The 25557-nt window shown below is 70.0% G+C and carries 20 protein-coding genes, 1 pseudogene and 1 CRISPR repeat array; of the genes and pseudogenes, 16 read left to right on the top strand and 5 right to left on the bottom strand.

All coding sequences use genetic code 11. The annotated features are described in order from the left end of the window. Positions 1 to 161: 161 nt before the first annotated feature. Positions 162 to 4094: a CRISPR direct-repeat array (repeat unit 29 nt; unit sequence CGGATCACCCCCGCGTTGGCGGGGAGCAG). A gap of 232 nt (positions 4095 to 4326) precedes the next feature. From ACEZDE_RS14055 to cas2e, 8 genes are all read left to right on the top strand, one after another. Then, positions 4327 to 6633 (top strand): CRISPR-associated endonuclease Cas3'', encoded by a 2307-nt coding sequence (locus ACEZDE_RS14055; protein ID WP_380536118.1) that lies wholly within the window; start codon positions 4327 to 4329, stop codon positions 6631 to 6633. Positions 6634 to 6831: 198 nt separating this feature from the next. Next, positions 6832 to 8418 carry a type I-E CRISPR-associated protein Cse1/CasA gene (casA, locus tag ACEZDE_RS14050; RefSeq protein WP_380536117.1) on the top strand — a complete coding sequence of 529 codons (1587 nt, stop codon included), beginning with the start codon at positions 6832 to 6834 and terminating at the stop codon, positions 8416 to 8418. Then, the gene (gene casB / locus ACEZDE_RS14045; RefSeq protein ID WP_380536115.1) at positions 8415 to 9116 is read left to right on the top strand and encodes a type I-E CRISPR-associated protein Cse2/CasB; all 702 of its coding nucleotides are present in this window, start codon (positions 8415 to 8417) and stop codon (positions 9114 to 9116) included. Before casA ends, casB begins: the two co-directional genes overlap by 4 nt. Continuing rightward, entirely contained in the window at positions 9116 to 10258 is a 1143-nt protein-coding gene (gene cas7e, locus ACEZDE_RS14040) for a type I-E CRISPR-associated protein Cas7/Cse4/CasC (RefSeq protein ID WP_380536113.1), read from the top strand. Before casB ends, cas7e begins: the two co-directional genes overlap by 1 nt. Further along, positions 10255 to 11019: a type I-E CRISPR-associated protein Cas5/CasD gene (gene cas5e, locus ACEZDE_RS14035; protein WP_380536111.1), complete on the top strand. Its 765-nt coding sequence runs from the start codon at positions 10255 to 10257 to the stop codon at positions 11017 to 11019. The genes cas7e and cas5e overlap by 4 nt, the downstream gene beginning before the upstream one ends. Before the next feature lie 64 nt (positions 11020 to 11083). Beyond that, positions 11084 to 11737: a type I-E CRISPR-associated protein Cas6/Cse3/CasE gene (locus tag ACEZDE_RS14030; protein ID WP_380536110.1), complete on the top strand. Its 654-nt coding sequence runs from the start codon at positions 11084 to 11086 to the stop codon at positions 11735 to 11737. Next, positions 11734 to 12717, top strand: coding sequence for a type I-E CRISPR-associated endonuclease Cas1e (gene cas1e, locus ACEZDE_RS14025; RefSeq protein ID WP_380536108.1), 984 nt, complete (start codon positions 11734 to 11736; stop codon positions 12715 to 12717). Before ACEZDE_RS14030 ends, cas1e begins: the two co-directional genes overlap by 4 nt. Before the next feature lies 1 nt (position 12718). Further along, positions 12719 to 13033 carry a type I-E CRISPR-associated endoribonuclease Cas2e gene (gene cas2e / locus ACEZDE_RS14020; RefSeq protein ID WP_380536106.1) on the top strand — a complete coding sequence of 105 codons (315 nt, stop codon included), beginning with the start codon at positions 12719 to 12721 and terminating at the stop codon, positions 13031 to 13033. Positions 13034 to 13442: 409 nt separating this feature from the next. On the opposite strand, the gene ACEZDE_RS14015 is transcribed toward cas2e, so the two are convergent. Beyond that, on the bottom strand, positions 13443 to 13757 hold the full coding sequence (locus tag ACEZDE_RS14015) for a hypothetical protein (RefSeq protein ID WP_380536104.1): 315 nt from the start codon (positions 13755 to 13757) through the stop codon (positions 13443 to 13445). A 593-nt stretch (positions 13758 to 14350) separates the two neighbouring features. On the opposite strand from ACEZDE_RS14015, the gene ACEZDE_RS14010 reads away from it, so the two are divergent. From ACEZDE_RS14010 to ACEZDE_RS13995, 4 genes are all read left to right on the top strand, one after another. Further along, a complete protein-coding gene (locus tag ACEZDE_RS14010) occupies positions 14351 to 15487 on the top strand; it encodes a hypothetical protein (protein ID WP_380536103.1) in 1137 nt (378 codons plus the stop codon). Positions 15488 to 15890: 403 nt separating this feature from the next. Beyond that, the gene (locus ACEZDE_RS14005) at positions 15891 to 16280 is read left to right on the top strand and encodes a BlaI/MecI/CopY family transcriptional regulator (RefSeq protein ID WP_380536101.1); all 390 of its coding nucleotides are present in this window, start codon (positions 15891 to 15893) and stop codon (positions 16278 to 16280) included. A gap of 4 nt (positions 16281 to 16284) precedes the next feature. Beyond that, on the top strand, positions 16285 to 17214 hold the full coding sequence (locus ACEZDE_RS14000; protein ID WP_380536099.1) for a M48 family metalloprotease: 930 nt from the start codon (positions 16285 to 16287) through the stop codon (positions 17212 to 17214). A gap of 40 nt (positions 17215 to 17254) precedes the next feature. After that, positions 17255 to 18457, top strand: a complete 1203-nt coding sequence (locus tag ACEZDE_RS13995; RefSeq protein ID WP_380536097.1) for an MFS transporter — start codon at positions 17255 to 17257, stop codon at positions 18455 to 18457. 21 nt (positions 18458 to 18478) lie between these two features. Here ACEZDE_RS13995 and ACEZDE_RS13990 read toward each other — a convergent pair whose 3' ends face one another. Continuing rightward, the gene (locus ACEZDE_RS13990) at positions 18479 to 18901 is read right to left on the bottom strand and encodes a hypothetical protein (protein ID WP_380536095.1); all 423 of its coding nucleotides are present in this window, start codon (positions 18899 to 18901) and stop codon (positions 18479 to 18481) included. Positions 18902 to 18904: 3 nt separating this feature from the next. Continuing rightward, positions 18905 to 19699 (bottom strand): phosphatase PAP2 family protein, encoded by a 795-nt coding sequence (locus ACEZDE_RS13985; protein ID WP_380536093.1) that lies wholly within the window; start codon positions 19697 to 19699, stop codon positions 18905 to 18907. 160 nt (positions 19700 to 19859) lie between these two features. Here ACEZDE_RS13985 and ACEZDE_RS13980 point away from each other — a divergent pair, with 160 nt between their 5' ends. The 4 genes and pseudogenes from ACEZDE_RS13980 (at position 19860) to ACEZDE_RS13965 (ending at position 23246) form a co-directional block, all read left to right on the top strand. Next, positions 19860 to 20549: a DedA family protein gene (locus ACEZDE_RS13980; protein ID WP_380536091.1), complete on the top strand. Its 690-nt coding sequence runs from the start codon at positions 19860 to 19862 to the stop codon at positions 20547 to 20549. A gap of 157 nt (positions 20550 to 20706) precedes the next feature. Then, positions 20707 to 21633, top strand: a complete 927-nt coding sequence (locus ACEZDE_RS13975; RefSeq protein ID WP_380536089.1) for an undecaprenyl-diphosphate phosphatase — start codon at positions 20707 to 20709, stop codon at positions 21631 to 21633. 127 nt (positions 21634 to 21760) lie between these two features. After that, positions 21761 to 21931, top strand: a pseudogene (locus ACEZDE_RS13970) (transcriptional regulator); the annotation flags it as partial. Between the two features lie 199 nt (positions 21932 to 22130). Continuing rightward, a complete protein-coding gene (locus tag ACEZDE_RS13965) occupies positions 22131 to 23246 on the top strand; it encodes a hypothetical protein (protein ID WP_380536087.1) in 1116 nt (371 codons plus the stop codon). Positions 23247 to 23346: 100 nt separating this feature from the next. Here the strand turns inward: ACEZDE_RS13965 and ACEZDE_RS13960 are convergent, their stop codons facing one another. Further along, positions 23347 to 23880, bottom strand: a complete 534-nt coding sequence (locus ACEZDE_RS13960; protein WP_380536086.1) for a GNAT family N-acetyltransferase — start codon at positions 23878 to 23880, stop codon at positions 23347 to 23349. Continuing rightward, positions 23862 to 25124, bottom strand: coding sequence for a helix-turn-helix transcriptional regulator (locus tag ACEZDE_RS13955; RefSeq protein ID WP_380536084.1), 1263 nt, complete (start codon positions 25122 to 25124; stop codon positions 23862 to 23864). Before ACEZDE_RS13955 ends, ACEZDE_RS13960 begins: the two co-directional genes overlap by 19 nt. Between the last annotated feature and the right edge of the window lie 433 nt (positions 25125 to 25557).

Below are 25557 nucleotides of genomic sequence, written 5' to 3'. Positions count from 1 at the left end.
AACCGGGAGTAGACCGGCCCCTGCCGACGACCGGGATCCCCCTGGGGAACCGACCGCCGTCAGGGTGGGGAATTACGCCGACAGCAACCGCCCGAAGTAGGGGAAAAGCGCCGTCGCTGACAGGAGCAGCCCGTGGCGGCTAGGGCGAGCGCGAGGTGGGTCGGATCACCCCCGCGTTGGCGGGGAGCAGGGCACGCCGGGTCCGCCAGGCGAGGGCCGTGGCGGATCACCCCCGCGTTGGCGGGGAGCAGGTGGTGCCGAAGGCGGCCGACCCGGCCCCGTACGGATCACCCCCGCGTTGGCGGGGAGCAGTGAGCGAGGAGCGTCTCGCTGAGATCCAGTCCCGGATCACCCCCGCGTTGGCGGGGAGCAGCCGCTCGACGGCCCGCTGGCAGTCTCGATGGTCGGATCACCCCCGCGTTGGCGGGGAGCAGCTCATCGCGTACTTCCCGCAACAGCGGGTCTGCGGATCACCCCCGCGTTGGCGGGGAGCAGGACGCCGAGACGGCCGACAGAGCCCGCGCCTACGGATCACCCCCGCGTTGGCGGGGAGCAGTCGGTGATCTCGGTCGCGGTCACGCCGCCGATCGGATCACCCCCGCGTTGGCGGGGAGCAGCCGCGGTCAAGGACGGTGTCCGCCACCTCCCGCGGATCACCCCCGCGTTGGCGGGGAGCAGGACCGGCAGAGCCGTGGCGCGTACTTCATCGGCGGATCACCCCCGCGTTGGCGGGGAGCAGGCCATCAGGTCAACTCCTCGCGTAGTACAGGGCGGATCACCCCCGCGTTGGCGGGGAGCAGAGCCTCGCCCTCTTCATCGCTGGCGTGGTCGCCGGATCACCCCCGCGTTGGCGGGGAGCAGCGTAACCCCGGACGGCAGCTGTTCGCAGATGACGGATCACCCCCGCGTTGGCGGGGAGCAGCCGAGGTAGTCCGCCAGGAACGCGGTCACACCCGGATCACCCCCGCGTTGGCGGGGAGCAGATGCCCAGGTTTTCCGCGCCGGTCTCGATCTGCGGATCACCCCCGCGTTGGCGGGGAGCAGGTCGACGGGCGGGGGGACCTGGTCGTGACCGACGGATCACCCCCGCGTTGGCGGGGAGCAGCCCGGAATCGCCGAGAAGGCGATCAACGGCGACGGATCACCCCCGCGTTGGCGGGGAGCAGGCCGCCCCCGGACGAGATCAGCGTCACCCGGCCGGATCACCCCCGCGTTGGCGGGGAGCAGAGGAGACCAGCCATGCCCGCTCCGAACTACGACGGATCACCCCCGCGTTGGCGGGGAGCAGGCGGAGGGCCTGGGCCTGTCCTTCCTGATCGCCGGATCACCCCCGCGTTGGCGGGGAGCAGCTGACCATGTACGTCGCCGGCCTGCTCCTGGGCGGATCACCCCCGCGTTGGCGGGGAGCAGAGCTGCCGGATCATCGAGGGCACCCCGATGGACGGATCACCCCCGCGTTGGCGGGGAGCAGGGAAGGGGTCGGTCAGGTTCACAGCACGCTCGCGGATCACCCCCGCGTTGGCGGGGAGCAGACCACCGAGATGATCAACTCCGTGGACTCCGCCGGATCACCCCCGCGTTGGCGGGGAGCAGGTTCTCCAGCAGGATGCCGCCGTTGCCGATCTCGGATCACCCCCGCGTTGGCGGGGAGCAGCCCCCGGATGGGTGTTTTCCCTGCCCAGCCGTCGGATCACCCCCGCGTTGGCGGGGAGCAGCCCCCGGATGGGTGTTTTCCCTGCCCAGCCGTCGGATCACCCCCGCGTTGGCGGGGAGCAGACCATCTGCGCATGGCTGAGAAGATGATCCACCGGATCACCCCCGCGTTGGCGGGGAGCAGGGTTCATGGACTGGCTGGGGCTGCTGATGGCGCGGATCACCCCCGCGTTGGCGGGGAGCAGTACCACATGGCCGCGGCGCCGGCCGCGCCGTACGGATCACCCCCGCGTTGGCGGGGAGCAGCAGTACCGGCTGGACGCGTTCGACAACGTGATCGGATCACCCCCGCGTTGGCGGGGAGCAGCCCTTGCCGCCCCCGCCGCCGCCCTGCGGGGCCGGATCACCCCCGCGTTGGCGGGGAGCAGCCGAAGCCCTCCCCGGAACCCCCCTGGGAGGGCGGATCACCCCCGCGTTGGCGGGGAGCAGCCCGGGTCGGCGCTGGACGTCGCGGCCGTCGCCGGATCACCCCCGCGTTGGCGGGGAGCAGCTGATCGACCCCGCGTCCGGGGAGAGCCCCGACGGATCACCCCCGCGTTGGCGGGGAGCAGCTCTGGACCCCGGACGCGAACACGGTGGTCGACGGATCACCCCCGCGTTGGCGGGGAGCAGCAGTACCGGCTGGACGCGTTCGACAACGTGATCGGATCACCCCCGCGTTGGCGGGGAGCAGCCGCCCAGGACGCCGGCGCGATGCTGGTCAAGCGGATCACCCCCGCGTTGGCGGGGAGCAGCAGTACCGGCTGGACGCGTTCGACAACGTGATCGGATCACCCCCGCGTTGGCGGGGAGCAGACCACCGAGATGATCAACTCCGTGGACTCCGCCGGATCACCCCCGCGTTGGCGGGGAGCAGATGAACCCGTTCTGGTCCAGCAGCAACTACTACGGATCACCCCCGCGTTGGCGGGGAGCAGCCGGCCCGGTGGTGGCCACGTCGTCAGCTCGACGGATCACCCCCGCGTTGGCGGGGAGCAGACCATCTGCGCATGGCTGAGAAGATGATCCACCGGATCACCCCCGCGTTGGCGGGGAGCAGCGCGTCCGGGGTCCAGAGCCGGTTCAGCAGGTCGGATCACCCCCGCGTTGGCGGGGAGCAGTGCATGTCCCGCTGGGTCCCCTGGACCCGCTGCGGATCACCCCCGCGTTGGCGGGGAGCAGACCATCTGCGCATGGCTGAGAAGATGATCCACCGGATCACCCCCGCGTTGGCGGGGAGCAGTGGGTCCCGTACGCCTCCGCGAGCTTGACCAGCGGATCACCCCCGCGTTGGCGGGGAGCAGGTAGCCTCCCCACTCCTCCCCCCGCAGCGTCTCGGATCACCCCCGCGTTGGCGGGGAGCAGTAGGGGTTCTTCTCCCCGCCGGTCTCCTGGGCCGGATCACCCCCGCGTTGGCGGGGAGCAGCTCTGGACCCCGGACGCGAACACGGTGGTCGACGGATCACCCCCGCGTTGGCGGGGAGCAGACGATGATGCCGCGCCCGACCGGGGTGTACGTCGGATCACCCCCGCGTTGGCGGGGAGCAGATGGCCCACAGCCACACGGGCAGGTGGAACCACGGATCACCCCCGCGTTGGCGGGGAGCAGCAGCGTGCGGGTCCCGCCCCGCTCCACCCACACGGATCACCCCCGCGTTGGCGGGGAGCAGCCGGGTGTCCAGGCGCTCCCGGATGCCGCGGGCGGATCACCCCCGCGTTGGCGGGGAGCAGCGGTCGTACTCCGCGTCGATCTCGTCCAGTCGCGGATCACCCCCGCGTTGGCGGGGAGCAGATCCTCGTCCTGATCATCTACGTCAGCATGGTCGGATCACCCCCGCGTTGGCGGGGAGCAGCCCCCGGATGGGTGTTTTCCCTGCCCAGCCGTCGGATCACCCCCGCGTTGGCGGGGAGCAGTAGGGGTTCTTCTCCCCGCCGGTCTCCTGGGCCGGATCACCCCCGCGTTGGCGGGGAGCAGGCCCCGCCGGCGGTGGTGGACGTCCACTGGAGCGGATCACCCCCGCGTTGGCGGGGAGCAGATCAGCTGGACGGCCTTGCGGTTCTCCGTCGCCGGATCACCCCCGCGTTGGCGGGGAGCAGAGGGCGGTTGTGCTGGGCCTCATGGGCTCATCCGGATCACCCCCGCGTTGGCGGGGAGCAGTTGCTGCTCGCGATCAGGTGGTAGCTGGAGAGCGGATCACCCCCGCGTTGGCGGGGAGCAGCCTTCCTGATTGGTCGTCGCCTATGACCCCGCCGGATCACCCCCGCGTTGGCGGGGAGCAGGCGCCCGCGGTGTACCGCAGTTCCGGCGCCAGCGGATCACCCCCGCGTTGGCGGGGAGCAGGGCCGGGCCTACGCCAAGCGCCTCGGGAACAGCGGATCACCCCCGCGTTGGCGGGGAGCAGGCTTTTTGACCTGCGGTTTAGACGGGCCTTTGCGAATTCTTGACTATCGGTCGCCGACTGTAGCTAGTCACGTTCCCAGCCTAGCCGGGACTCCGCCGGTACGGAGTTCCGCAGCCGCGAGGAGGTGGTGGCACGCAGACCCAGCTGTCGGACGGGAGGTTCATTGCGGAGCGGATGTCAGTGGTGGGTGCTTGGATGCGGTCCGTGTTGCTGACTCGAAAGTGGGGCGCGGATGTTGGAGTGGGACGGGTGCGGCGAGGATGTGAGCCCGTGGGGCAAGGCAGGTACTCAACGGCCAGTGACGGCTTATCCGTTGCTGTTTCACCTGCTGGACACGGCGATTGTGGTGCAGGAGCTGTGGGATCGGTTCCTGGCTTCGAATCAGCGGGCTTGCATTGCCGCAGGGTTAGGCATCTCGGAGGCTGAGGCCCGTGTGGTCGTGGCGTTCTGGGCGGGGCTTCATGACCTGGGGAAGTTGACGCCGGGATTCCAGCAGTGCGTGGCGGAGGCGTATACCGGCCTGAGCAAGGTGCTACGCGACGATGTCGGCGAGGTGGACGGCATGCGGCACGACCGTGCGTCGATGCACACTGTGCTGGGCCCGCTGTCGGACCTCGGGTACGCGGCGGACGCGAACAAGGATCCGGGGGTGCGGGCGGCCCAGATCCTGGGTGGTCACCACGGGCGGTTCCAGCCGATGGATCTGGCACGCCTTCAGCAGCTCGCACGGTCGGGTGTCGATGACGGTCTCGGCGGCGCGCAGTGGCGGCAGTTGCGCAAGGACTACGTCGGCGCTGTTCACGGTCTGCTCGGTGTGCCAGTGGTTCCGCAGCGGATGACTGCTCCCAGCGCGGTGCTGATCACGGGATTGGTGATCCTTGCCGACTGGCTGGTCAGTCAGGAGCACTACTGGCGGCCTTGGGCCGGGGGTCAGATGATCGGTGCGGCGGAGCACTTCGCGCGTGCCTGTGTCGCGGCGCCGGGCCTGGTGGCCGACGCGGGTCTGGTGCGGGTCGGCCTATCGCGCAAGGGCTTTACCCAGGTGCATGGCATTGAGCGACCCAATCCGCTGCAGGCTTCGATCATGGAGGAGCTGCCCGAGGCAGTGGCGGGCAGCGGTGCGGGGATCCTGGTGGTCACGGCCGCGACGGGGGACGGGAAGACGGAAACGGCGCTCGAGGCCGAGCGGATCCTGGCGCAGGCGGCGGGAACGTCGGGCCTGTGCTTCGTGCTGCCGACGATGGCGACCAGCGACGAGATGTACAAGCGGGTGGCCGCGGTCGTGGCCGCGCAGATGCGGCCCGATGCGGGTGCCGCGGTGACGTTGACGCACAGCATGGCGTGGCTGAACACGGCGTACAGCGATGAGGACCTGGCGGTAGCGGGCGACGACGTGGTCTCGGACGAGGAGTCGACACCGGACGGCGGTGTGCGCGCGACGCTGCCGGGCAGGTGGCTGCGGGGTGCCAAGCGTCCCCTGCTGGCGCAGTTCGCCGTGGGGACCATCGACCAGTCGTTGCTGGGCGTCCTTCCGGTCCGACACAACGCGTTGCGGCTGCTGGCCCTGTCGGGGAAGACCTTCGTGGTCGACGAGGCGCATGCGTACGACCCGTACATGCAGGTCCTGCTGTGCCGGCTGCTGCAGTGGCTGGGGTCCTACAACTGTCCGGTGGTGCTGCTGTCGGCGACGCTGCCGTCCTCGGTGGGCGAGCGGCTGGTCCGCGCCTACCTCGAGGGCGGCAAGCAGGTGGGCACAACGGCGCTGGGGCAAATGCCGTTTCGGCCGCCCTATCCGGGCTGGCTCTTCGTGAACGCCTCGGGCAGGTCGACGGCCATCTCGCAGCGGCGCCAGGAGGAGCAGAGCGCCGAGCGCCGGTACCGGCTGCGCGTGGATGTGCGCCTGGTGCGGCACCTGCCCGAGCCCCGGGACGGCGGAGCGCTGCCCGGCGATGCCCGGCTGGCGGTGCTGGAGGAGGTCCTGGATCCCCTGGTCGCCGGGGGAGGCTGCGCGGCGGTGGTGTGCACGACGGTGGCGGACGCGCAGGAGACGTACGCCTTCCTCAGACACCGGTTCGCGCTGAAGGCCGGCGAGGAGATCGTGTTGCTGCACGCGCGTTTCCCCGGCGACCAGCGGGAGCAGGTGACGCGGACGGTGGTGGAAGCGCTGGGGCGCATCGGCCGGCGCCCGGAGCGGATGGTGGTGGAATCGGTACGGGTACTGGGCTGCTACCAGCAGCTGGACGGACGCACGACCCTCGACCCGCGGGGCGAGCACCCACTTCCCCAGCCGAAGGCGGGACGGTTCAGCGCCGCGGACGTGCGGGCCGTGATGCGCCGTACGCTCCCGGTCCGGGCCGGCCTGTTCAAGGCACGCACAGCGGAGCAGGACGCCCCGGTGTCGTGGCGGGATCATCCCCTACTAAGCGACCTGCTGCTGCTCGCCCATCCGGTGGTCGGCAGCAAGGCCGAGGGGGTCCGGATCGGCGCCGCCGTGTTCCGGCTCGACCCCGAACTCGGCCTCGTGCACCTCCGGGATTGAGCAAATCACCTCCCAATCAACGCTTTTGAAGCTACGGTCTTTTCAGGTGCCACTGATTGAACCCCCACAACGGCGGGGACCGGTGCGACACCCCATCGTGCTCGTCACCGCCGCATCAACGCGGATCACCCCCGCGTCGACGGGGATGCCCACACGCTAGCGCCCACACACCGCGCTCTTGAAGAAAGCGAGCCGCACATGTCTGACCCGCCCCGCTATGACCTGCGGGAGGAGCCCTGGATCCCGGTCCGCATCGCCGACCTGACGGTGTCGGTGGGTCTGCGGGAACTGTTCCTGCGGGCCCATGACATCGAGGACCTCGCGCTGCCGGTCCCCCCGGCCGCCTCCGCCCTGCTGCGCGTGCTGACCGTGATCGCGGCGCGGATCACCGCTCTGGACGACCCGGACCTGTACGCCGACGACTGGCTGGACGCCCGCAAGGCTGCGCTGCTGCGCCGCGGCGGATTCGACGCGGCCGCCGTGCACGCCTACTTCGACCGCCCCGACCTGGTGCACCGCTTCGGGCTGTTCGACCGGGACCGCCCGTTCCTGCAGGACCCTGCGTTGAGCGAGCAGTGCTCCAAGCGCGCCGGGGTGAACAAGCTCGCCTTCGGCCGCGCCGCCGGCAACAACCCCACCTGGTGGGGGCCCTTCCACGACACCGAGCCACAGCCCCTGCCCGCCGACCAGGCCGCCTGGTACCTGCTCGTCCAGCACTTCTACGGCCCCAGCGGACGCTGCTCGGCGCGCACGGTGGACGGCCGCACCGACGCCAACAGCACCGCGGGACCGCTGCGCAAGACCATCTCCTTCCACCCCCTGGGCCGCACCCTGCACGAGTCGCTGCTGGCTTCGGTCCCGCGGCTGACCGAAGGCGCCACGGGCACAACGGACCTGTGTCCGTGGGAGGAACCGGACGCGCCGGACCCCCGTCCCACGCCGACCCCGCTGACCTGGCCCGGCCGCCTGCTGACGGGTCGTTCGCGGCACGCACTGCTGCTGCTGCCCACCGCCGACGGGCGCGCCGTCACCGACGCCTACCTGACCTGGGGCACCCGGCACCCCGCCCTGGCCGCCACCGACCCGTACCTGGTGATGAACACCGTGCGTACCGGGCCCAACGCCGGCAACCGCTACTCACGGGAGGCGGATCCGGCCCGCGCACTGTGGCGTGACCTGGACGCCCTGCTCCTCAAGAGCGACGCAACCGCCGGGTTCCACCGTCCCACGATCTTCCAGGACCTCAACGACCTTCCCAGTGACCTGCGTTCCGCACTTCGGGTGCGCGCCTACGGCTTCGAACAGGACGGCCAGCAGGTCGACACGTCCTGGTTCACCTCGGTCACCCCGCCGCTGCTGCGCTGGACCGAGGAGCAGGACCCAGCAGCGGCCCGGCGGATCTCCCTGTGCCGCGAGGCGGCCGAGGAGGTCGCCAACAAGCTCGGCTTCGCCGCGGCGATCGCCTGGGCCGAGGCGACGCTGCCCCCTCCCAAGGAGGGCTCGCAGGTCAAGGCCGACACCCGCAGGCCCGGTCCCTGGCGCCAGCGCGCCTGGGCCGAGTACTGGCCGCAGGCGGAGACCACGTTCTGGGCCCTGCTGCAGGACACCGCCACCGAGCCCTACCGCGCCTTCACCCGCGTCGCCGGGCAGGCCCTGCACGCTGCCGTGGGCACCGCGGAGAAGGAGCAGAAGGCGGCCCGCGCCGTCAGCCACGCCCTGGGCATCCTGCGCACCGTCATCCCCGCCGCAACTCCCGCCCGGCCCGGCCCCAAGGAGGCAGCATGAGCACGCCCGCCCCGCCCGAACCCGGCACCGAATCACGGTCGGAGAAGCGGCACCGGTCGGCGCAGGAGTACGTCACCGCGGTGGTCGCCATGTGCGCCGACACCGGCACCCGCGCCGACCTGCGCAGTGGACTGGGGCGCCCGTTGGAGCAGTGCGCACGCATGCACCGGTGGCTGGCCTGGCGCGTGCCGCAGGACAGTTTCGGCGAGCGGGCGCACTACGCGGTCGCCTCGCTGATCGCCGACCGTCCCCGCGCCGTACGCGAGGCGCAGGCCGCCCGTGCGGCGACCGAGCCCGCCAACGCGCCCGGTACCGGGTCCGCCACGGTCACCGAGCCCGCACCCCTCCAACCCGTTCCCTGGCACCACAGGCCCAACCTGGGGACCGGGCTGGGACAGGCGGTGCTGGCGGGGATGAAGGAGGGCTCCGCCGAGTCCCATCTGCGATTGCTGACCCGCCAGGGCTTCATCTCGGTCCACCCTCGACTGCCGTCGCTGCTGCGGTACGTCCAGGACAAGGGCACCGAAGTCGACTGGGCAGTCCTGCTGGAGGACCTCTCGGCCTGGGACCTGGCACGCGACGCCATCGCCACCCGCTGGCTCCAGTCCTTCTACCGCACCCTGCATGCCCCGCGCCCCGGCTCAGACACCCCCGCAGACGCGCAGTCCTCCCGGACCGAAGAGAGTGAGACCCGCTGATGGCCCTGTACATCGACCTGCACGTACTGCAGTCCGTCCCCTTCTCCAACCTCAACCGCGACGACCTGGGCTCGCCCAAGACCGTCCGCTACGGCAGCACCGACCGGGTCCGGGTCTCCAGCCAGTCCTGGAAGCGCGAGATCCGCCACGAGGTCGAGGAACGGCTGGGCGAGTACGCCCGGCGCACCCGCCTGGTCCCGGCCAAGGTCGCCGAAACCCTCGTCGCATCCGACCACGGCTGGCCCGAGGACCTGGCCAAGTTCGCGGGCGAGCAGGTCGCCCGCTCAGCGGGCAAGGACGGCCTGAAAACCGAGGAGGGCGGCAAGACCTCCGTCCTGCTCTACCTGCCCCAACGCGGTATCGAGGAACTCGCCGTCCTGTGCGCCGAGCATCGCCCCGAATTGGAAGCCGCCCTCGGCACGAAGGCCAAGGCCGCCAAGGCGAAGGACGCGGCGCTGCTGCCCAGGGACCGGGTCAACAACATCCTCAAGAGCCGCACCGCCACCATCGACCTGTTCGGACGGATGCTCGCCGAACTGCCCGGAGGCAAGGTCGACGGAGCAGTCCAGGTCGCCCACGCCTTCACCACCCACGGATCGGACCCCCAGCGGGACTTCTTCACCGCCGTCGACGACTGGCTGCCCGCCGTGGAGACCGGCAGCGGCCACATGCAGACCGGCGAGTTCGCCACCGGCAACTTCTACCGCTTCGCCACCGTGAACCTGACCGACCTGCTCAAGAACCTCGGCCAGGACCGCACCCGGGCCAGGGAACTGGTCGAACTGTTCATCGACGCCTACCTCATGTCCATCCCGCAGGCCAAGAAGAACAGCACCGCCGCACACACCCTGCCCGATCTGGCCTACTTCGCCGTCCGCGACCGACGCCCGGTCTCCTTCGCCGCAGCCTTCGAACAGCCTGTCCGCGCCTCGGCCGGCGGCTTCGCCGAACCCGCCAGGCGAGACCTGGACACCTACGCCGCCGCAGTGCAGCGCCTGACCGGCGGACGCGGACGCCTGGCCCACGGCCACGCCTGCATCGATGACAAACCGCTGGAGAACCTGGGCACCCGCCACAGCTCCTTCGCCGACTTCACCGACGCCGCCCTGGACACGGCCTTCACCCAGCCGGACCCCGAATGAACGCCCTGATTCTGCGGCTGGCCGGCCCGCTGCAGTCCTGGGGTGAACGCTCAGCGTTCAACACCCGCGACACCGCTCCGTTCCCCACCCGGTCCGCCCTGATCGGCATGCTCGCTGCCGCTGAGGGCCGCAGCCGTTACGCCGACCTGGACCACTACGCACCGCTGGAAGTCACCGTCAGAATCGACCGCCCCGGCAACCGACTGATCGACTTCCACACCGTCGGCGGCGGCCTGCCCGCCGCCCACACCGTCCCCACCAGCGAAGGCGGACACCGGCCCGCCGACGCCGCCACGATGGTCACCCGCCGCCACTACCTGGCCGACGCCGCCTTCACCATCGCCCTGGCCGGCCCCGACCCCCTCCTGGAACGCCTCGCCGCCGCCCTGGAGCGACCCGCCTGGGCCCCCTATCTGGGCCGACGCTCCTGCGTGCCGGACGAACCGCTCCTGCTGCGCGACAACGTCACCGACCCGCTGACGGAACTGCGCACCGCCGTCCCCCTCTGCCTTGCCCGACCCCCCGCGTCCGGGCAGAGCACCGTGCGCGTCGGCTTCGTGTGGGAGAGCCCACCACCGGGCCTCGCCGCCGACGCCCAGCTGTACGAAGTCACCGACGTCCCCACCAGCTTCGCACCCGACAACCGCAGCTACAGCGCCCGACGCCTGTGGCGCACCGACGAGGACCTCCCCACTGACCTCTACGCCGGACGCAACCCTGCCGAGCGCCTCATCGACTACGCACTGCGGCAGAGCACATGACCACAGCACCCACCACCGCACCGGCCGCATCCACGCCGGCGCGCAGCACGAAGGAAGGGGCCCGGTGACCCTCGCATCACTGACCCGCATCCAGCTCAACCCCCGTCACCCCGCCGTCCGCAAGGACCTCGCCGACGCGATCGGCCTGCACAAGACCGTTATGCGCCTGGCCCCCCAGCACCTGGGCGAGCACCCGCGCCGGCAGGGCGGCGTGCTCTTCCGCCTCGACGAGGACCCCAGCGGCACCGTCCTGCTCGTCCAGACAACCCACCTGCCCGACCTGGGCCAACTGCCCGCCGGCTACGGCCACGCCGACACCCGCGACCTCGGCCCCATGTTCAAAGCCCTGACCGCAGGCATCCACGTGCGCTACCGCATCGCCGGCAACGCCGCCAAACGCCTGCGCCCCCCGGCCGAACAGGAAGCCGCCGGCCGCACCCACGGCAAAGTCGTCCCGCTCCACGGCGAGGAAGCCGCGGCCTGGTGGCGCCGCCGCTCCGCCGAAGCCGGACTCGACGTCCACACCGTCCTGGCCACCCAGTTGCGCCCAGCCTGCACCCGCACCGCGGCAGGCCCCCGCCATGAACTCACCCGCTTCGACGGCACCGCCACCGTCACCGACCCCACTGCCCTTGCCGCCGCCATCGTCACGGGCATAGGCAAAGGAAAGCCCTACGGCGCCGGACTCCTCAGCCTGGCCCCCGCAGGCTGCGGATGAGCGTCCAACGCAGCGCCGACGCCAGGGCGAAACTGGCCGCCCCCACCCTCGCGATGCTCCCCAAGATCGCCGATTCGCTCTCGTTCCTCTACCTCGACCTCGTCCGCATCGTCCAGGACGACACCGGCGTCTGCGCCCAGATCGAAACCAGGAACGGCACCGACACCGTCTACCTGCCCACCGCGGCACTGTCCTGCGTCCTGCTCGGCCCCGGCACTTCCATCACCGCCCGAGCCCTGAGCACCCTGGCCCGCCACGGCACCACCGTGGTCTGCACCGGCTCCGGCGGCGTACGCGCCTACGCCGGCGTCCTTCCCGACTCCCTCACCACCACCTGGCTCGAACACCAAGCCCGCAGCTGGGCCGACCCCGCCACCCGCCTGGGCGTCGCCGTCCGCATGTACCGACAGCGCTTCGCCACCCCCGTACCGGCCGGCACCACCTTGGCCCAACTACGCGGTATGGAAGGGCAACGCATGAAAGCCCTCTACCGCCACTTCGCCCAACAGCACGGCATCGGACGCTTCCGCCGCAACTACCAACCTGACCAATGGGACCAGCAGGACCCCGTCAACCTCGCCCTGTCCTCCGCCAACACCTGCCTGTACGGCGTCGTCCACGCCGCCCTGCTCGCCATGGGCTGCTCCCCCGCCCTCGGCTTCGTCCACGCCGGCACCCAGCACTCCTTCGTCTACGACATCGCCGACCTCTACAAAGCCGAGACCACCATCCCCCTCGCCTTCGCCCTCCACAACTCCAGCAACCCCGAACAGGAAGCCCGCCGCAAACTCCGCGACGGCTTCCGCCTCGTCAAACTCCTCCCACGGATCGTCACCGACATCCAGGCCCTCCTCGCCCCCGACACCGGGGCCGAGGACCCCGACCCGGCACCGGACCGCCAAGGAGTCGACATGGTCCACCTCTGGGACCCCCAACTCGGAGTCCTGCCCGCGGGCGTCAACTACGCAGGAGACACCTGACATGGCCTCCATGGTCGTCATCGCCACCACCGCCGTCCCCGACCACCTGCGCGGCGCCCTCAGCCGCTGGACCCTGGAGGTCACCCCCGGAATCTTCGTCGGCACCGTCTCCGCACGCGTCCGCGACCAACTCTGGGAAGCCACCAGCGCCGTCGTCGGCGACGGCGCAGCCCTCCTCGTCCACCCCGCAGCGAACGAACAAGGCTTCACCCTCCGCACCGCAGGCACCCGCCGCCGACACCCCACCGACTACGACGGGCTCACCCTGATCCGCATGACCGCCCAACCCCGCACACCAGAAGTGCTCAATCATTGATCCAGCAGGCGCACCTTGCGGCTACCCGTATCGGGGCGCAGGCCGAACAGCAAGGGCCCCGTCACCGCCAGTAGAAGTGGATGTGCGGCGCAACGGTCACCAGAAGCCACACGATCATTCCACCGACTATCGCTGCCACGATCGCACCCTGCATGGTGCTCGGGTCCCACCTGGGGTGGCGATCCTTCTCACGGTCAGGCTCGGGCGGCGAATCTATGGGTAACATGGCAAGCTCCTCGCTGTCGTGGGGGTGATCCGCCTGGTTGTGTGATGCCGCGAAATGCGGCAACTCAATTCCCCGCCGAAGCGGGGGCCTTGCCAAGAGTTAAGCAAAGCCTGGATGTGTGTAAAGACTACGATGCCCTCCCTTGAGAATCACTCAACCCCTGTGGACCTGCTCCGGTGCGAGCTACTCGGCCCCCAGCAGCAGCGTCAGCGCCTCGTCTGTTCGGTTCGGGGCGCCCTGGACTCGGGCCAGCTCCATGGCGTGTCGCACCCGGCGTTCGGTGGGCAGTCCGGTCGTGTCGACGCTCGGCCCCAGTGTGCTGGCGAGTTGCGCGTCGCCGAGCTCAAGAGCGGTGGCGACGTGGTGGATAACGACGTTGGTCGGACCGAAGGCGGTCCACAGGTGGTTGGCGTCGCGACCCAGGCGCTGGGCTGCAACTTCAGCTCGGAGCAGGAAGTCGTTGACGGAGGACCGGTCATCGTCCTGGGCGGCGGCCATTGCCCCAACCAGGAAGAGGGTGAGGTTTCCAGGCCGCGCTCGAGGTAGTCGGCGGCGTCGTGGGTCAGCTGTCGGGCCGCCTGGAAGCGGCCGTTCGACAGGAGACAGCGGGAGACGGATCAGAAGAGCGAACCGATGACCGGCTTCCGGACTCCTGCGGTGCTCGAAAATTGGTCTAGACAACGAGCAAGCCCCAGACCGTTGGCCTGGGGCTTTGCGTTGGAGCGGGTGACGAGAATCGAACTCGCGCTCTGAGCTTGGGAAGCTCGCCAGCTTTACCAGCGAAGACCGTCTGACCTGCGGTTATGTCACGAATCCTGCGCGCCCGGCGCGTTCTGTCTGTCCGCTGCTGACCCCTGTTTACCGGGGCATCTGGCACGGATCTGGCACGCGGTTTGATCATGGCCTCAGAGGCGTCGCCTTCAGCCTCACGGCCTCCTATCATCCTGCCACACCCGCTATCGCCCGCGAAGCCCGCAGTCTCCCACCCCCGGCTGACCGGCCGTGTCCGTTTGGCCGAACCTGACAGATCCCGCAGACCTACTCATCCGATCCCACACGCGTTCGCCCTGCGCTCGGGCAGTCTGGGGAGCGTGAAGTACACCGTGAGCGTGGACACCCAGCCGCCCGCAGACGCCCCCGAGCTGGACGCCCTGCAGCGCGCCGGCGTCATCCACCTTTTGCGCAGCGGGCTGGAGTCGCTTGCAGGGATACTTGCAGGGATAGAGGGCGAGGACGGCTCCGAGGTCGAACTGCTCGATTCGTTTCTGGCAGTCCACCCCGCGGGTGCCCTGTTGAAGGTCGTCGTCGATGCCCCGTCGCTGGAGGCCGCCGAGGAGGCTGTCCGCGCAATCACCGAAGAGCTCCTGGAAGGCTCCGACCTGCTCAGCGAATGGGTGGTATCGAAGTGCGAGGTCGAGCTGCACCCCGACCTCGCGGAGAAGAGCCTGGACGAGGACGGCGAGCCCGGCATCTCTTCTGCCAGTGTCTCCGGCCCTGCCGAGGACACCACTCCCAGCGGGCTCTCCGAGGAGGAGCGGGAGGCCCTTCGGGTCAGGATCTGTGCCATGGCCCCCGTCCTCGCCGCATTCAGTGTGGCTTCCTTCGGCCACTTCACCGAGTCCGACGAGGAAGACGATGAAGCACCAGGCGAACCCCTGGTGTCATATGAGGTCGCCGAGCTTGCGGCCGGCGCACTGGCCTACTCGATGGAAATCTTCCTGGACGAGCTGTTCATGGACTTGGCGGTACTGACGGAGGAGAACTCCAACGCAGCCCAGTGCGACGGGCCGATGATGCAGCTCGACAGCCTGCCGAGCCAGTTCGCACTCCGGTACGACGAACGCTTCGCCCGGCACCTCGTGGTCACCGCCGTCACCCTCACCGGACGCATGACCCAATCCGGGTTCGAGAACCTCAACTGCGTCGCCGAGGAACTCCTGCTCCGCCTCCTCCTCCAAACGGCCGAGGTAACGCTGGAGTTGTACGGCCTCATGGACCAGGACGTAGCCACCGCCTGGGAGTACTTCGCGGAGGGCGTCTACGAGGACATGGACCACGAGTGGCTGTACGACCCGTCCATGGACGGCATCGAGCAGGACCCCGCCGCCGCCCACCTCGGCATCGCACCCATGGGCCTCAAGGACTGGTTCACCCCCTTCAACAAGGGCCGTTACGTCCATCCGTTCGCCATCTATGAGGATGAAGAACCCTCAGCGGCCAATACGTGAGCGGAAGTCAACAACGTGGGCGCGCAAGCCCATCGAGTGCGAGGCCGTAGCCAAGTTCTCGCAGGTGCACGAGCTCCACCCGTGGGATTCCGTCTTCATCGAGGTGCTGACCCGGCAATCCGCAACTGCAAGCAGCTCTCGCGCGAGTTCTTCTCAGCGGTGACCCAGGGCTGCACGGGCGGCAGCCGACGATCCGGTTGACCACGACTGGGGAGGGGGCCGGATCCGGAAGTCAACCTGCTCGATGGGCACCAGTATCCGTACCTCTACACTGCGTAGTAGCTTGAGGGCTTCCGTGCAGCATGGATTTAGGCGACTGCCGGTGGATGGCCGACTGGTCCTCTTCATTGGCTTCGATGTCTTGTGCGAGTTTGCTGTGGCGTGCCGGAGGAGGGATTACAGGGTGTCGCAGGAGCGTGAGGGGCGTGGCGGTGCCAGCCGCCGGGCTGCAGGCGAGCTGGAGTCCGATGTGATGGCTGTGCTGTGGGCAGCCGATTCGGCGCTGACCGCGGCGCAGGTGGGTGAGCGGTTGCCGGGTGAGTTGGCGTACACCACGGTGCTGACGATCCTGTCTCGACTAGTGGACAAGAAGCAGTTGACCCGGGCTCGCTCGGGGCGCGGTTACGCTTTCGCCCCGGTGCGCGACCAGGCGTCGGACACGGCCCGGCGGATGGCGTCCCTGCTGGACCAGGGGTTGGACCGCAAGGCGGTGCTGACCCGGTTCGTGTCCACCCTCAGTGGTGAGGACGAGGCGCTGATGCAGGAGTTGCTGCGCGGGGACGAGGGGCCGTAGTCCGGTGCGTATCAGTGTCTACATTCCCTTCGTGGTCGCAGCCCTGCTTGCTGTGCTCGCCCCCCGCCTGACCCGGCGGCTTGCGCCGCGCCAGGCGACCTGGGCGCTGGCCACGGCCGCGCTGGTGGCGGCGGGCAGTTGGGTAGGCGCGCTGGCATTGCTGGCGTTCTCAGGGTTCGGGCAGATTCCGGTGGTGGCGTTCCTCGGTTCGTGGTCCACCACGGTCCTGGATGCCGAGGACCCGGTCACCCGGACGGTTGCCGCGATCTGCGCGGTGGTGCTCGTGGCGTCGACCGTTGTGCTGGGGGTGGTGTCCTGGCGGCGGGGGCGAGTGCTGATAGCGGCATTCCTGGAGTGCCACCGCATGCCCGGCGACGGGGAACTCGCGGTGATCGACGACGCCCGTCTTGAGGCGTTCGCCCTGCCCGGGCTGCCGGGCCTGCCGGGGCGGGTGGTGGTCTCGACGGGGATGTTGCGGACACTGGACGGTGCGGAGCGCGGGGCGCTGATGGCACACGAGCGCTCCCACCTGCGCAGCCACCACCATTTCTTCCTGCTGGCCCTCCAGCTGTCGGCTGCGGCCTGCCCGCTGCTCTTCGCTCTGGTCAGCGAGGGGGCGTTCACGGTGGAGCGGTGGGCAGACGAGGACGCCGCCGAGGCGGTCGGGGACCGCAGACTGGTTGCCCGGGCCGTGGCCCGCGCGGCGCTGGCCAAGAAGGACACAGGGAGCCGGGCGGGGGTGCTGGCCGCGACCGGGGGTCCGGTGCCGCGCCGGGTCAAGGCCCTGCTGGCCGCGCCGCCGGTGCCGCGCCGGATGCCGCTGGTGGTGTTCGCACTGCTGCTGGCGCTGTGCTGCGGAAGCCTCGCCGAGGCCGCCCACGACACGGAGAAGATGTTCGAGGGCGCCCAGCACGCCTACACCGCAAGCCACTGACCACCCCGCCAAGCAGGGCCACCTTCAGGAGCACCCCCTTATGACCGCCTCGGCCCCCACTCCGTCCAAGGCGGCTGCGCGGTGGCGGATGTGGCCTCTGTACGCAGCCGGGCTCACCACCGCGTTCGGCGCGCACGGCATCGCGGCGAACCTGGGCTCCTTCACCTCGGGACGCCACGAGTCGCTGCTGGTGCTGGGCGGGCTGCTGGCCCTGTACGACGGGGCTGAGGTGCTGTTGAAGCCGGTCTTCGGGACCCTGGCGGACCGGATCGGGGCGCGCCCGGTGCTGCTGGGCGGCCTGGTCGCGTTCGCGTTGTTCTCGGCGGTGTTCGCGCTGGCGGACGACACCGGGCTGCTGTGGCTGGCGCGCCTGGGGCAGGGCGCTGCGGCTTCCGCATTCTCCCCTGCCGCTTCGGCTCTCGTCGCCCGGCTCAATCCGAAGGCCAAGCAGGGGCGGGCGTTCGGGTCCTACGGCTTCTACAAGAGCCTGGGCTACACCGCGGGCCCGCTGCTGGGCGGGGTGCTGGTGTGGGCGGGCGGGCTGCCGCTGCTGTTCACGGTGATGGCTGTCCTGGCGGCGGCGGTCGCGGGGTGGGCGCTGCTGGTGGTGCCTGCTGTGGCCCCGCTGCCGAGGCGTCGCCAGACCGTGCTGGACCTGGCCCGTTCGCTGGGCAACGGGGCATTCCTGCGGCCGACCGTGGCCCTGGCGTGCGCGACCGCGGCCCTGTCGGTCGGGGTCGGCTTCCTGCCGGTGTCCGGGGCTGCGGCGCATCTGGGAACGGTGGCCACCGGGGCGGCCGTCTCGGTGCTCGCGTTGTGCGCTGCGGTGGTGCAGCCGCGCGCCGGTACCGCACTGGATTCGGGACGGATCAGCGGACTCGCCGGTATTCGCGTGGGCCTGGTGGTCACTGGGTTGGGGTTGGCGGCGGCGATGCTGCCCGGGGTGGTCGGGCTGTTGCTGGCGGCCGTGGCCATCGGGGCTGGCACCGGTCTGATCACTCCGCTGGCTTTCGCCGCCCTGGCTGCCTCCGCCGCTCCCGAGCGATTGGGGCAGACCATGGGAGCGGCAGAACTGGGACGTGAGCTGGGTGATGCGGGCGGACCGCTGCTGGTCGCGGTAGTGGCTGCGGCCACCACGCTCACCGGCGGCTTCGCCGCTCTGGCCGTGCTGATCGGTGCCGCGCCCATGCTCCTTGGCCGACCGCCTGAGCCACAGGCCGAGCAGCCGCCGCCGACGTCCTGATAAGCCGTCAGGACTGAGGGGTCAGCGGCCTTGATCCGGTCGTACTGGTTTGCGCACGGCGGCGGCCAGGGCATCGAGTTCCTCGCACAGGCAGGCGACTTCAGCGTCCAGGTCGGTCAGCAGGGCCGTCCGGGCTGCCGTCGGCAGGTCGGGGTGCTGGCCCAGGACCTGCACGTGGGCCTTGATGGCGGTCAGCGGCTCGCGCAGGCTCTGGATCGCCGAACAGGTCCTGTGGTGCTCGCGTTCCTGGGTGCGGGCGAGGGCTTGGAGCAGGTCGGTCACCGCACCGGCCAGGCGGGCCACGCGCCCGCGCCCGCTGGCCGCCTCCCGTGCGGCCTGGGCGAACTGGGCGTCGACGATGCCGGTGCGGGCGGCCGATTCCACCGCGTGAGTCAGTCGCTCCAGGTCGGAGCCACCGAATCGGCGGGCGGTGAGGTCGCTCACCGGTCAGCTCGCCGCGTGCCGTCGGCGGTGCCCGCTGTCGGCCACGGGCCAGCCGTCCTGCCGGTAGGCCGCAGCCGTGGGCTCAGATGCCACCGGGCCGCCGACCAGCGCCGGAGGGGAGTCGAGGGGCCCGAAGCGGGCGAGCAGTGGGGACAGGACGGGAATGGCGGCCAGGCGCGGTTGGAGCCACCGGTGCCACAGGCCGGTCAGGCAGATGATGGCCGAGCCGGAGACCAGCAGGGAGCCCAGCACGTCGGTGGGGTAGTGCGCGCCGATGTACAGGCGGGAGAACGCGACCAGGGCGACGACCGCGATACCGGCCAAGGCGACGGGCCGCTGCCGGCGGGTGCCGCGGGCGAGGAGGTAGGCGGCGATGGCGGCGGAGACGGTGAAGGCGACGTGGCCGCTGGGGAAGCTGTTGGAGCCGATCTCCGGGTCCAGGGAGTAGATGGCCGGGGGCCGGTTGCGGGCCACCAGGATCTTCGCGATCTCCGAGCTGTTCCAGCCCACCGCGACCACCAGGAACGTGGTCACCGTCTTGACCGGGTCGTGCCGCACGAACAGCAGCCAGCCGCACCACAGGGCCAGGATGATCAGGCCGCCGACCGGTGAGACCACGTCGCTGACACCGAGCATCACCTGGTTGAGCCAACCGGTGCGGGTGTCGAGCTGCAGATGGCGGTCCCACCTCAGCTCGTGCGGCTGCAGCAGCGAGGTATGGGCCGCGACCAGACCGATCGCCAGAGCCAGCACGAACAGCAGCAGAGCGGTGCGGAACCAGTGGCGCACGTACGGCATGCGGGGTCCTTCCAACGGCAGGAGAGCGGCACCAGCGGGTGCCGGGCGGTCGCCGCCGCGCTCGCACGGCAGTGCACCCCGGGGGAAAGGTGAATAGCACGTGACACTTGGACGACGAGACGGCGACCGCCCGGCATAAGCTACTACACGTTGTAGAGTCATGGATGGTTCCACCCGGATCCCGCAGACCCGAGGACGGCCGATGGGCGCGATCACCGACTGGCTCGGCTCCCTGTCCGGCCCCGTGGTCTACGCGGTCGTCTTCGCCCTGGTCTTCTGCGAGGACGCACTGTTCGTCGGCTTCGTCCTGCCCGGGGAGACGGCGGTGGTGCTCGCGGGAGTGCTGGCCAGCCAGAGCAAGGTCTCGGTGTGGTGGCTGGCCGCGGTGGTGGTCCTGGCGGCCGTGGCGGGCGACAGCGTCGGCTACGAGGTCGGGCACCGCTTCGGCCCCAGGATCCTGACCACCCGTCCGCTGCGCGGCCACCAGGAGCGGATCGCCAAGGCCCAGGACCTGATCCGGCGCCGCGGGCCCGAGGCGGTGTTCCTGGGCCGCTTCATCGCCTTCTTCCGCGCGATGATGCCCGCCCTGGCCGGCATCTCCCACATGCCCTACCGCCGCTTCCTGCTCTTCAACGCCCTCGGCGGCCTGGCCTGGGGCGTCGGCTACACCCTGCTGGGCTACTTCGCTGGCAACGCCTACAGCAGGATCGAGGCCCAGGTCGGGCACTACGTCGCGATCGGCCTCGCCGTCGTCGTGGTGGCAGCCCTTGTCGTGTGGCACCTTCGGCGCCGACGCCGGACCCGTGCCTCCGACGCGGACCAACATGACGACCCGGGGCGGGACCGTTGACCACTGCGCACGGGATGCCCACCACGTGGGCGCGGACGCGATGAACGGCGGGCGACGGTCCGACGAACAGCGTCCGCCGCCCCGCCAAAACTCCTACAAGCTGTAGTAGCTTCGGGCCCGCCCGCTCCTCGGATCCCCTTTGCTGCGAAGGCTGCCCATGTCCGTTCTCTCCTACCCAGAGGCCATCGGCGTCGGCCTGCTCCAGGGCGTCACCGAACTCTTCCCCGTCTCCAGCCTCGGTCACAGCATCCTGGTGCCAGCCCTGCTCGGCGGGCACTGGAAGGCGGACCTGAACGTCTCCGCTGCCGACTCCCCGTACCTGAACGTGCTGATCGGCCTGCACCTGGCCACCGCGCTGGCGCTGGTCGTCTACTTCCGGCGGGACTGGGTGCGGGTCATCTCCGGCCTGCTCAGCTCGATACGCCACCGCCGGATCGAGACCGTGGACGAGAAGCTGGCCTGGCTGCTGATCGTGGCGACGATACCCGTCGGCATCGCCGGACTCGCCCTCGACAAGGTCTTCCGCGAACACCTGGGCAAGCCCATCCCCGCCGCGATCTTCCTGACCCTCAACGGCCTGGTGCTGTTCGTCGCCGAACGCCTGCGCCGCGGCGGCACCGGCCAACGCCGTGCCACCGACCAGCGCATGCTCCTCCCCGGTGAGAGGCAACTGAACACCGACGAACTCTCAGACCTGCGGATCACCAAGCTCGGCTGGGGCCGCGCGCTGGTCATCGGCGCCGCGCAGATCCTCGCCCTGCTACCCGGTATCAGCCGCTCCGGCGTGACCATCAGCGCCGGCATCTTCAAGGGCCTGCGCCACGAGGACTCCGCCCGCTTCGCCTTCCTCCTCGCCGCCCCGGTGATCGGGGCGGCCGCCCTGCTCAAGGTGCCCTCGCTGATGGGCCATCAGGGAGACGGCATTCGGGGTCAGGTCCTGGCCGGGGCGGTGGCGGCGTTCGTCGCCGGGTACGTCGCGGTGCGGTTCCTGACCAAGTACTTCGAGACACGTACCCTGACCCCCTTCGCGATCTACTGCACCCTGGCCGGGCTGGGCAGCCTGGCCTACCTCACCGTGACCTGACCGAGCGCGGGCGCGGCCCCGGGCGCGTATCGTGCGCGCGGGACGCCCGTCGCCGCTACGGCGACGGGCGGTGGTGGAGGAGCGGGCGATGAGGGCACCGGTGGACCCGGTGGCGACGGGTGAGCTCCAGCGGCTGCTGAAGAACCTTGGACTGGTCGCCGTCGAGCGCCGGGGACGCTCGATGGTCTACGCCCTGTACGACAACCACGTCGCCGAGCTCCTGGACCAGGCCATTTACCACGTCGAACACCTTCGACTGGGCCTGGCCGACTCTAACGACACCGCCACCGCCGACTGACCCGATCTTCGGAGCCGACCCGCTACAGGTCATTCCTGAGCGTGTACGCAGGCGGCCAGGATCCATTTCGCCGACATGGGATAGCCAGCGACGGCGGGACTCCAACCGAATTGGTCTGCACCATTGACGTGGACCTGATGCAGCCTCACTGTGTGATCCACCAATGGACGTTCTGATCGCCGGGAGGCGCGGAATGCGCATGCACTCAGGCAGACTCAAGTCGGTTGTGGGCGCGGCGGTACTGGTTGCCGCCGCGATGACGACTGGGACGGCGGCGGCTCCGACTGCGGTCCCGGTGGCGCCGGCGGTGGCGTCGTCGCCGATCCAGGTCTACGGCGCGTGGCACTGCGGGGACGACGCCTGCACCTGGGCCACGGTCCGCGACATGACCGACTTCGACACCAACAACCACTGGCTGATCGACCGGGGCGACGGCCACCCCTCGGTCAACCTGGTAGTCCTCAGCTTCGTCAACCCGCTGAAGCTGCTCAACGGCACCACTGACAGCGGCGACGTCAACGGCGCGCCGGTCGGTATGAACGCCGCCGTGGTCAACTACTTCACCAGCCACGGCATCCGGGTGATGCTCTCGATCGGCGGAATCACCTACACCGGCGACTGGGACACCGCGCTGACCCAGAACGCGGCCCTGCTGGGGCAGAAGGCCGCGGCGCTGGCCACCCAGCTCGGGGTCGGAATCGAGATCGACTACGAGAACAGCTCCAGCCCCAACCTGACCGGACTCCAGTCCTTCATCAGCGCCTACCGGGCCGCCCACCCCTACGACGCGAGCGGCGCCGACCCCACCGCCCGGCTGACCCTGGACGTCGCCGCGGGCGACCGCTACCTGATCGCGCTGGACCAGTACGCCACCGCCAACTGGCTCACCACGTCCAACCCGGTGCTGGACTACGCCAACGCGATGGTCCCCAGCAAGCAGCCCTCTGCCAGCTCGGCCGAGTCCAACTGGCAGGAGCACATCACCGGCAAGTCCAACTACAACCCGGCGATCGGCCCGCTGGCGCCGGCGAAGTTCACCGGGGGCCTCTACATCGCCGAGGGCTCCCAGGTCCGGCCCGAGTGCAACAACTTCGCCACCTCGGTGCAGAACGCCACCGGCAGCTGGCTGCAGAGCGCCGCCCCCAACGGTGCGGGCACCACGCCGGGCATGCTCGGCTACATGTTCTGGGCCGCCGAGAAACCCTCCACCCGCGGAGTGACCACCGACCCGCCCAACACCTGCCAGGGCGGCGTCGGCGTCGGATCCACCACCTACGGCATTCCCCTTCCGATGCCCGCCCTGCGCCAAGGCTGACCCCGCGTCACCGTGCTTCCGGAGGTCCCAAGGGGATTTTGACCGGAGCGTAGTGGTTGTCTCGCAGCGGCCTGGTATTCGCGCGTGAACTGCGGCCAGGTCAGGTCTGCAACTGCTTGAGCATCACGGCGTAGAGAGGGGAGTCAGCGAAGGGCTGGCGGTTACCGACCTTTCGGTACCCCCAGGACTCGTAGAGGTCTTGGACCCTGGGGTGGGTGGTGTCGACCAGAAGGACTGCGAGGGCTTCGCTCCTGCCTTGGAGGAGGGCTTCGTGGAGCTGGCGGCCGGTTCCGGTCTTGCGCCACTTGGGCCGGACCATGAGTTCGGACAAGGCGAAGGTAGAGGTGGGAGCGGCACCGTCAGGGGTCCAGTGCTCTCGCCACCATTCCCGCTGGGGCACGGCGGCGGCACCGTAGGCGAAGCCGACCGGCTCGTCGCCGTCGTACCCCAGGACGCAGGCGAAGCCGGGGTTACTGCTCCAGTGGTCGACGAACCAGGCGAAACGCTGGTTGAACGGGTCGTCCATCGCCTCCGCGTAGGCGTCGGCGTGGACGGTGACCAGCGTCTGCTTCAGCTCGGGGGTGACGTCGTCGTGGTGATACCGGCGCAGGGCTATCACGGCTGTCGGCTCCATTCCGTGCGGGCCCGATCGGCCCACTCCAGGGTGGCAGGGGTGTGCGGTGCAGCGGTCAGCAAGGTGCGGTGGAAGTCGCCGAGCAGCGTACGCATCCGTCCAGGAAGCGGGTCGCCTGCCATGAGGTCGATCACCCGGTGGGCGCTGCCGCACGCGAGGTCGACGTCGCCCTGCCCTAGCTGGGCCTGGGCGAGGCGGACGGTAGCCAGGGCCCGGTTGCGGCGAAACTGGGGCGGGATGGCGGAGATGGCCTGGTGTGACGCAGCCTCGGCCTGTTCGTGTTCGCCGAGCTGCTGGCGGACGATGGCGTTGATGGCCTGCAACTCGGCAGGGCCGTAGAAGGCGACCCAGCTCGGCCGTGGTTGGTCAGCGGCCTTGCCCAGGGCGTCGCGGGCCAAGCCGAGACTGCGCAGTGCGGCCTGCCGGTCCCTCCGGTCGGAGTGACCGACTGCTGTCCTCGCATGAACCAGGGAGGCGTACAGGGGGTCACGTCGGGCCGCCTGCGTGGCGCCCGCTGCGTGCGCGGCGGCGATGGCGTCGGCGGGCCGCTGGCCGTGGTGGGCGAGCATGGCCATGAAGTTCCACACCCGCAGCTGCACGACGGCGTCGCCGGACAGACCCGCCAGCGTCGTGGCGCGGTCGAGGTGCTGTTGGGCGCGGTCGAGTTCCCGAGCGTCGATACAGGACCAGGCGGCAACTGCGGTGTAGTCGGCAGCGAGTGAATACAGCCGCTGGTGGATGCGCTCGCTGGCTCGGCCCTGCTGGAGATTGACGGCGGTGGCGGCCCCGGCGAGTGCTGCGGTCTCCAACGCGCGGTGTCCGCCCCGCCTGTCGTCCAGATCGGTGAGGGCGTCCAATCCTGAGCGGAGACGCAGGACATCGGAGCTACCGACTGCGGGTGGGGCGAGTATGGGCAGCGCAACGGCTGCGGCAACGCCGGTGGTGGAGGTGAGGAAGGCGCGACGCCTCACAGGCTGCTCCGGTTGCGATCGGTGCTGGTCTTGGTTCTTGGGCGGGGTGAAGCCGAGTTGTTCGACGGGGCAGCCGAATACTGCCTCTAATGCGGCGCGTTGTTTGGCCTGTGGCCACCGCGTGCGGGTCAGCAGGCCGTGGATCGTGCGTTCGGACACCGTGCCGTAGCGCCCTGTCAGATTGCCGATGGCCGTGTTGATCTGATGCGCCAACTCGCTCTGCGTCAGGCCCAGCTGCGCGATCCGCTCTCGTAAGGCCGTGTTGTCCCCCATCCGTCCACGGTATTGCGGAGGGCCGGATCCCGCATCGGTGCGGGTAATGCGATGGTCAAAACTTCCGATCCGCACGGAGTCGACCGAGGCTGTTTGTTCCTGCCTCAGTGGACGTGGCAGCGGTTTCCTTGAGTGACAGGCCGTCACATCAGATCACTTTGCGCAGTTCTGTCGGCGACCAGACCTTGGACCTGCTCACTCGGGAGTCCCCTATGGCCGGTGGACGGCAACCCTCACATCCAGCTGGCGAGCGGACGCTCCCCGCCGGCGTCCGAGACCGACCGGGAAGAAGCAGAGGAGGAGGCGGAGGCGCGTGGATCAAGCGCGGTGCCGTGGTGTTGGACGCGGCGACCGGTCAGGTGGGCGAGGTTCAACACGTCGGCCCGCCGTACGCCACTGGCCCGGTTGCGAAGAAGGACCGCGAGACGGTCTG

Origin of the sequence: Streptacidiphilus cavernicola (assembly GCF_042510955.1) — a bacterium.
GTDB lineage: Bacteria > Actinomycetota > Actinomycetes > Streptomycetales > Streptomycetaceae > Streptacidiphilus > Streptacidiphilus cavernicola.
The sequence above is the reverse complement of the archived record's forward strand: the minus strand, read 5'-3'. Positions and strand labels throughout refer to the sequence as shown.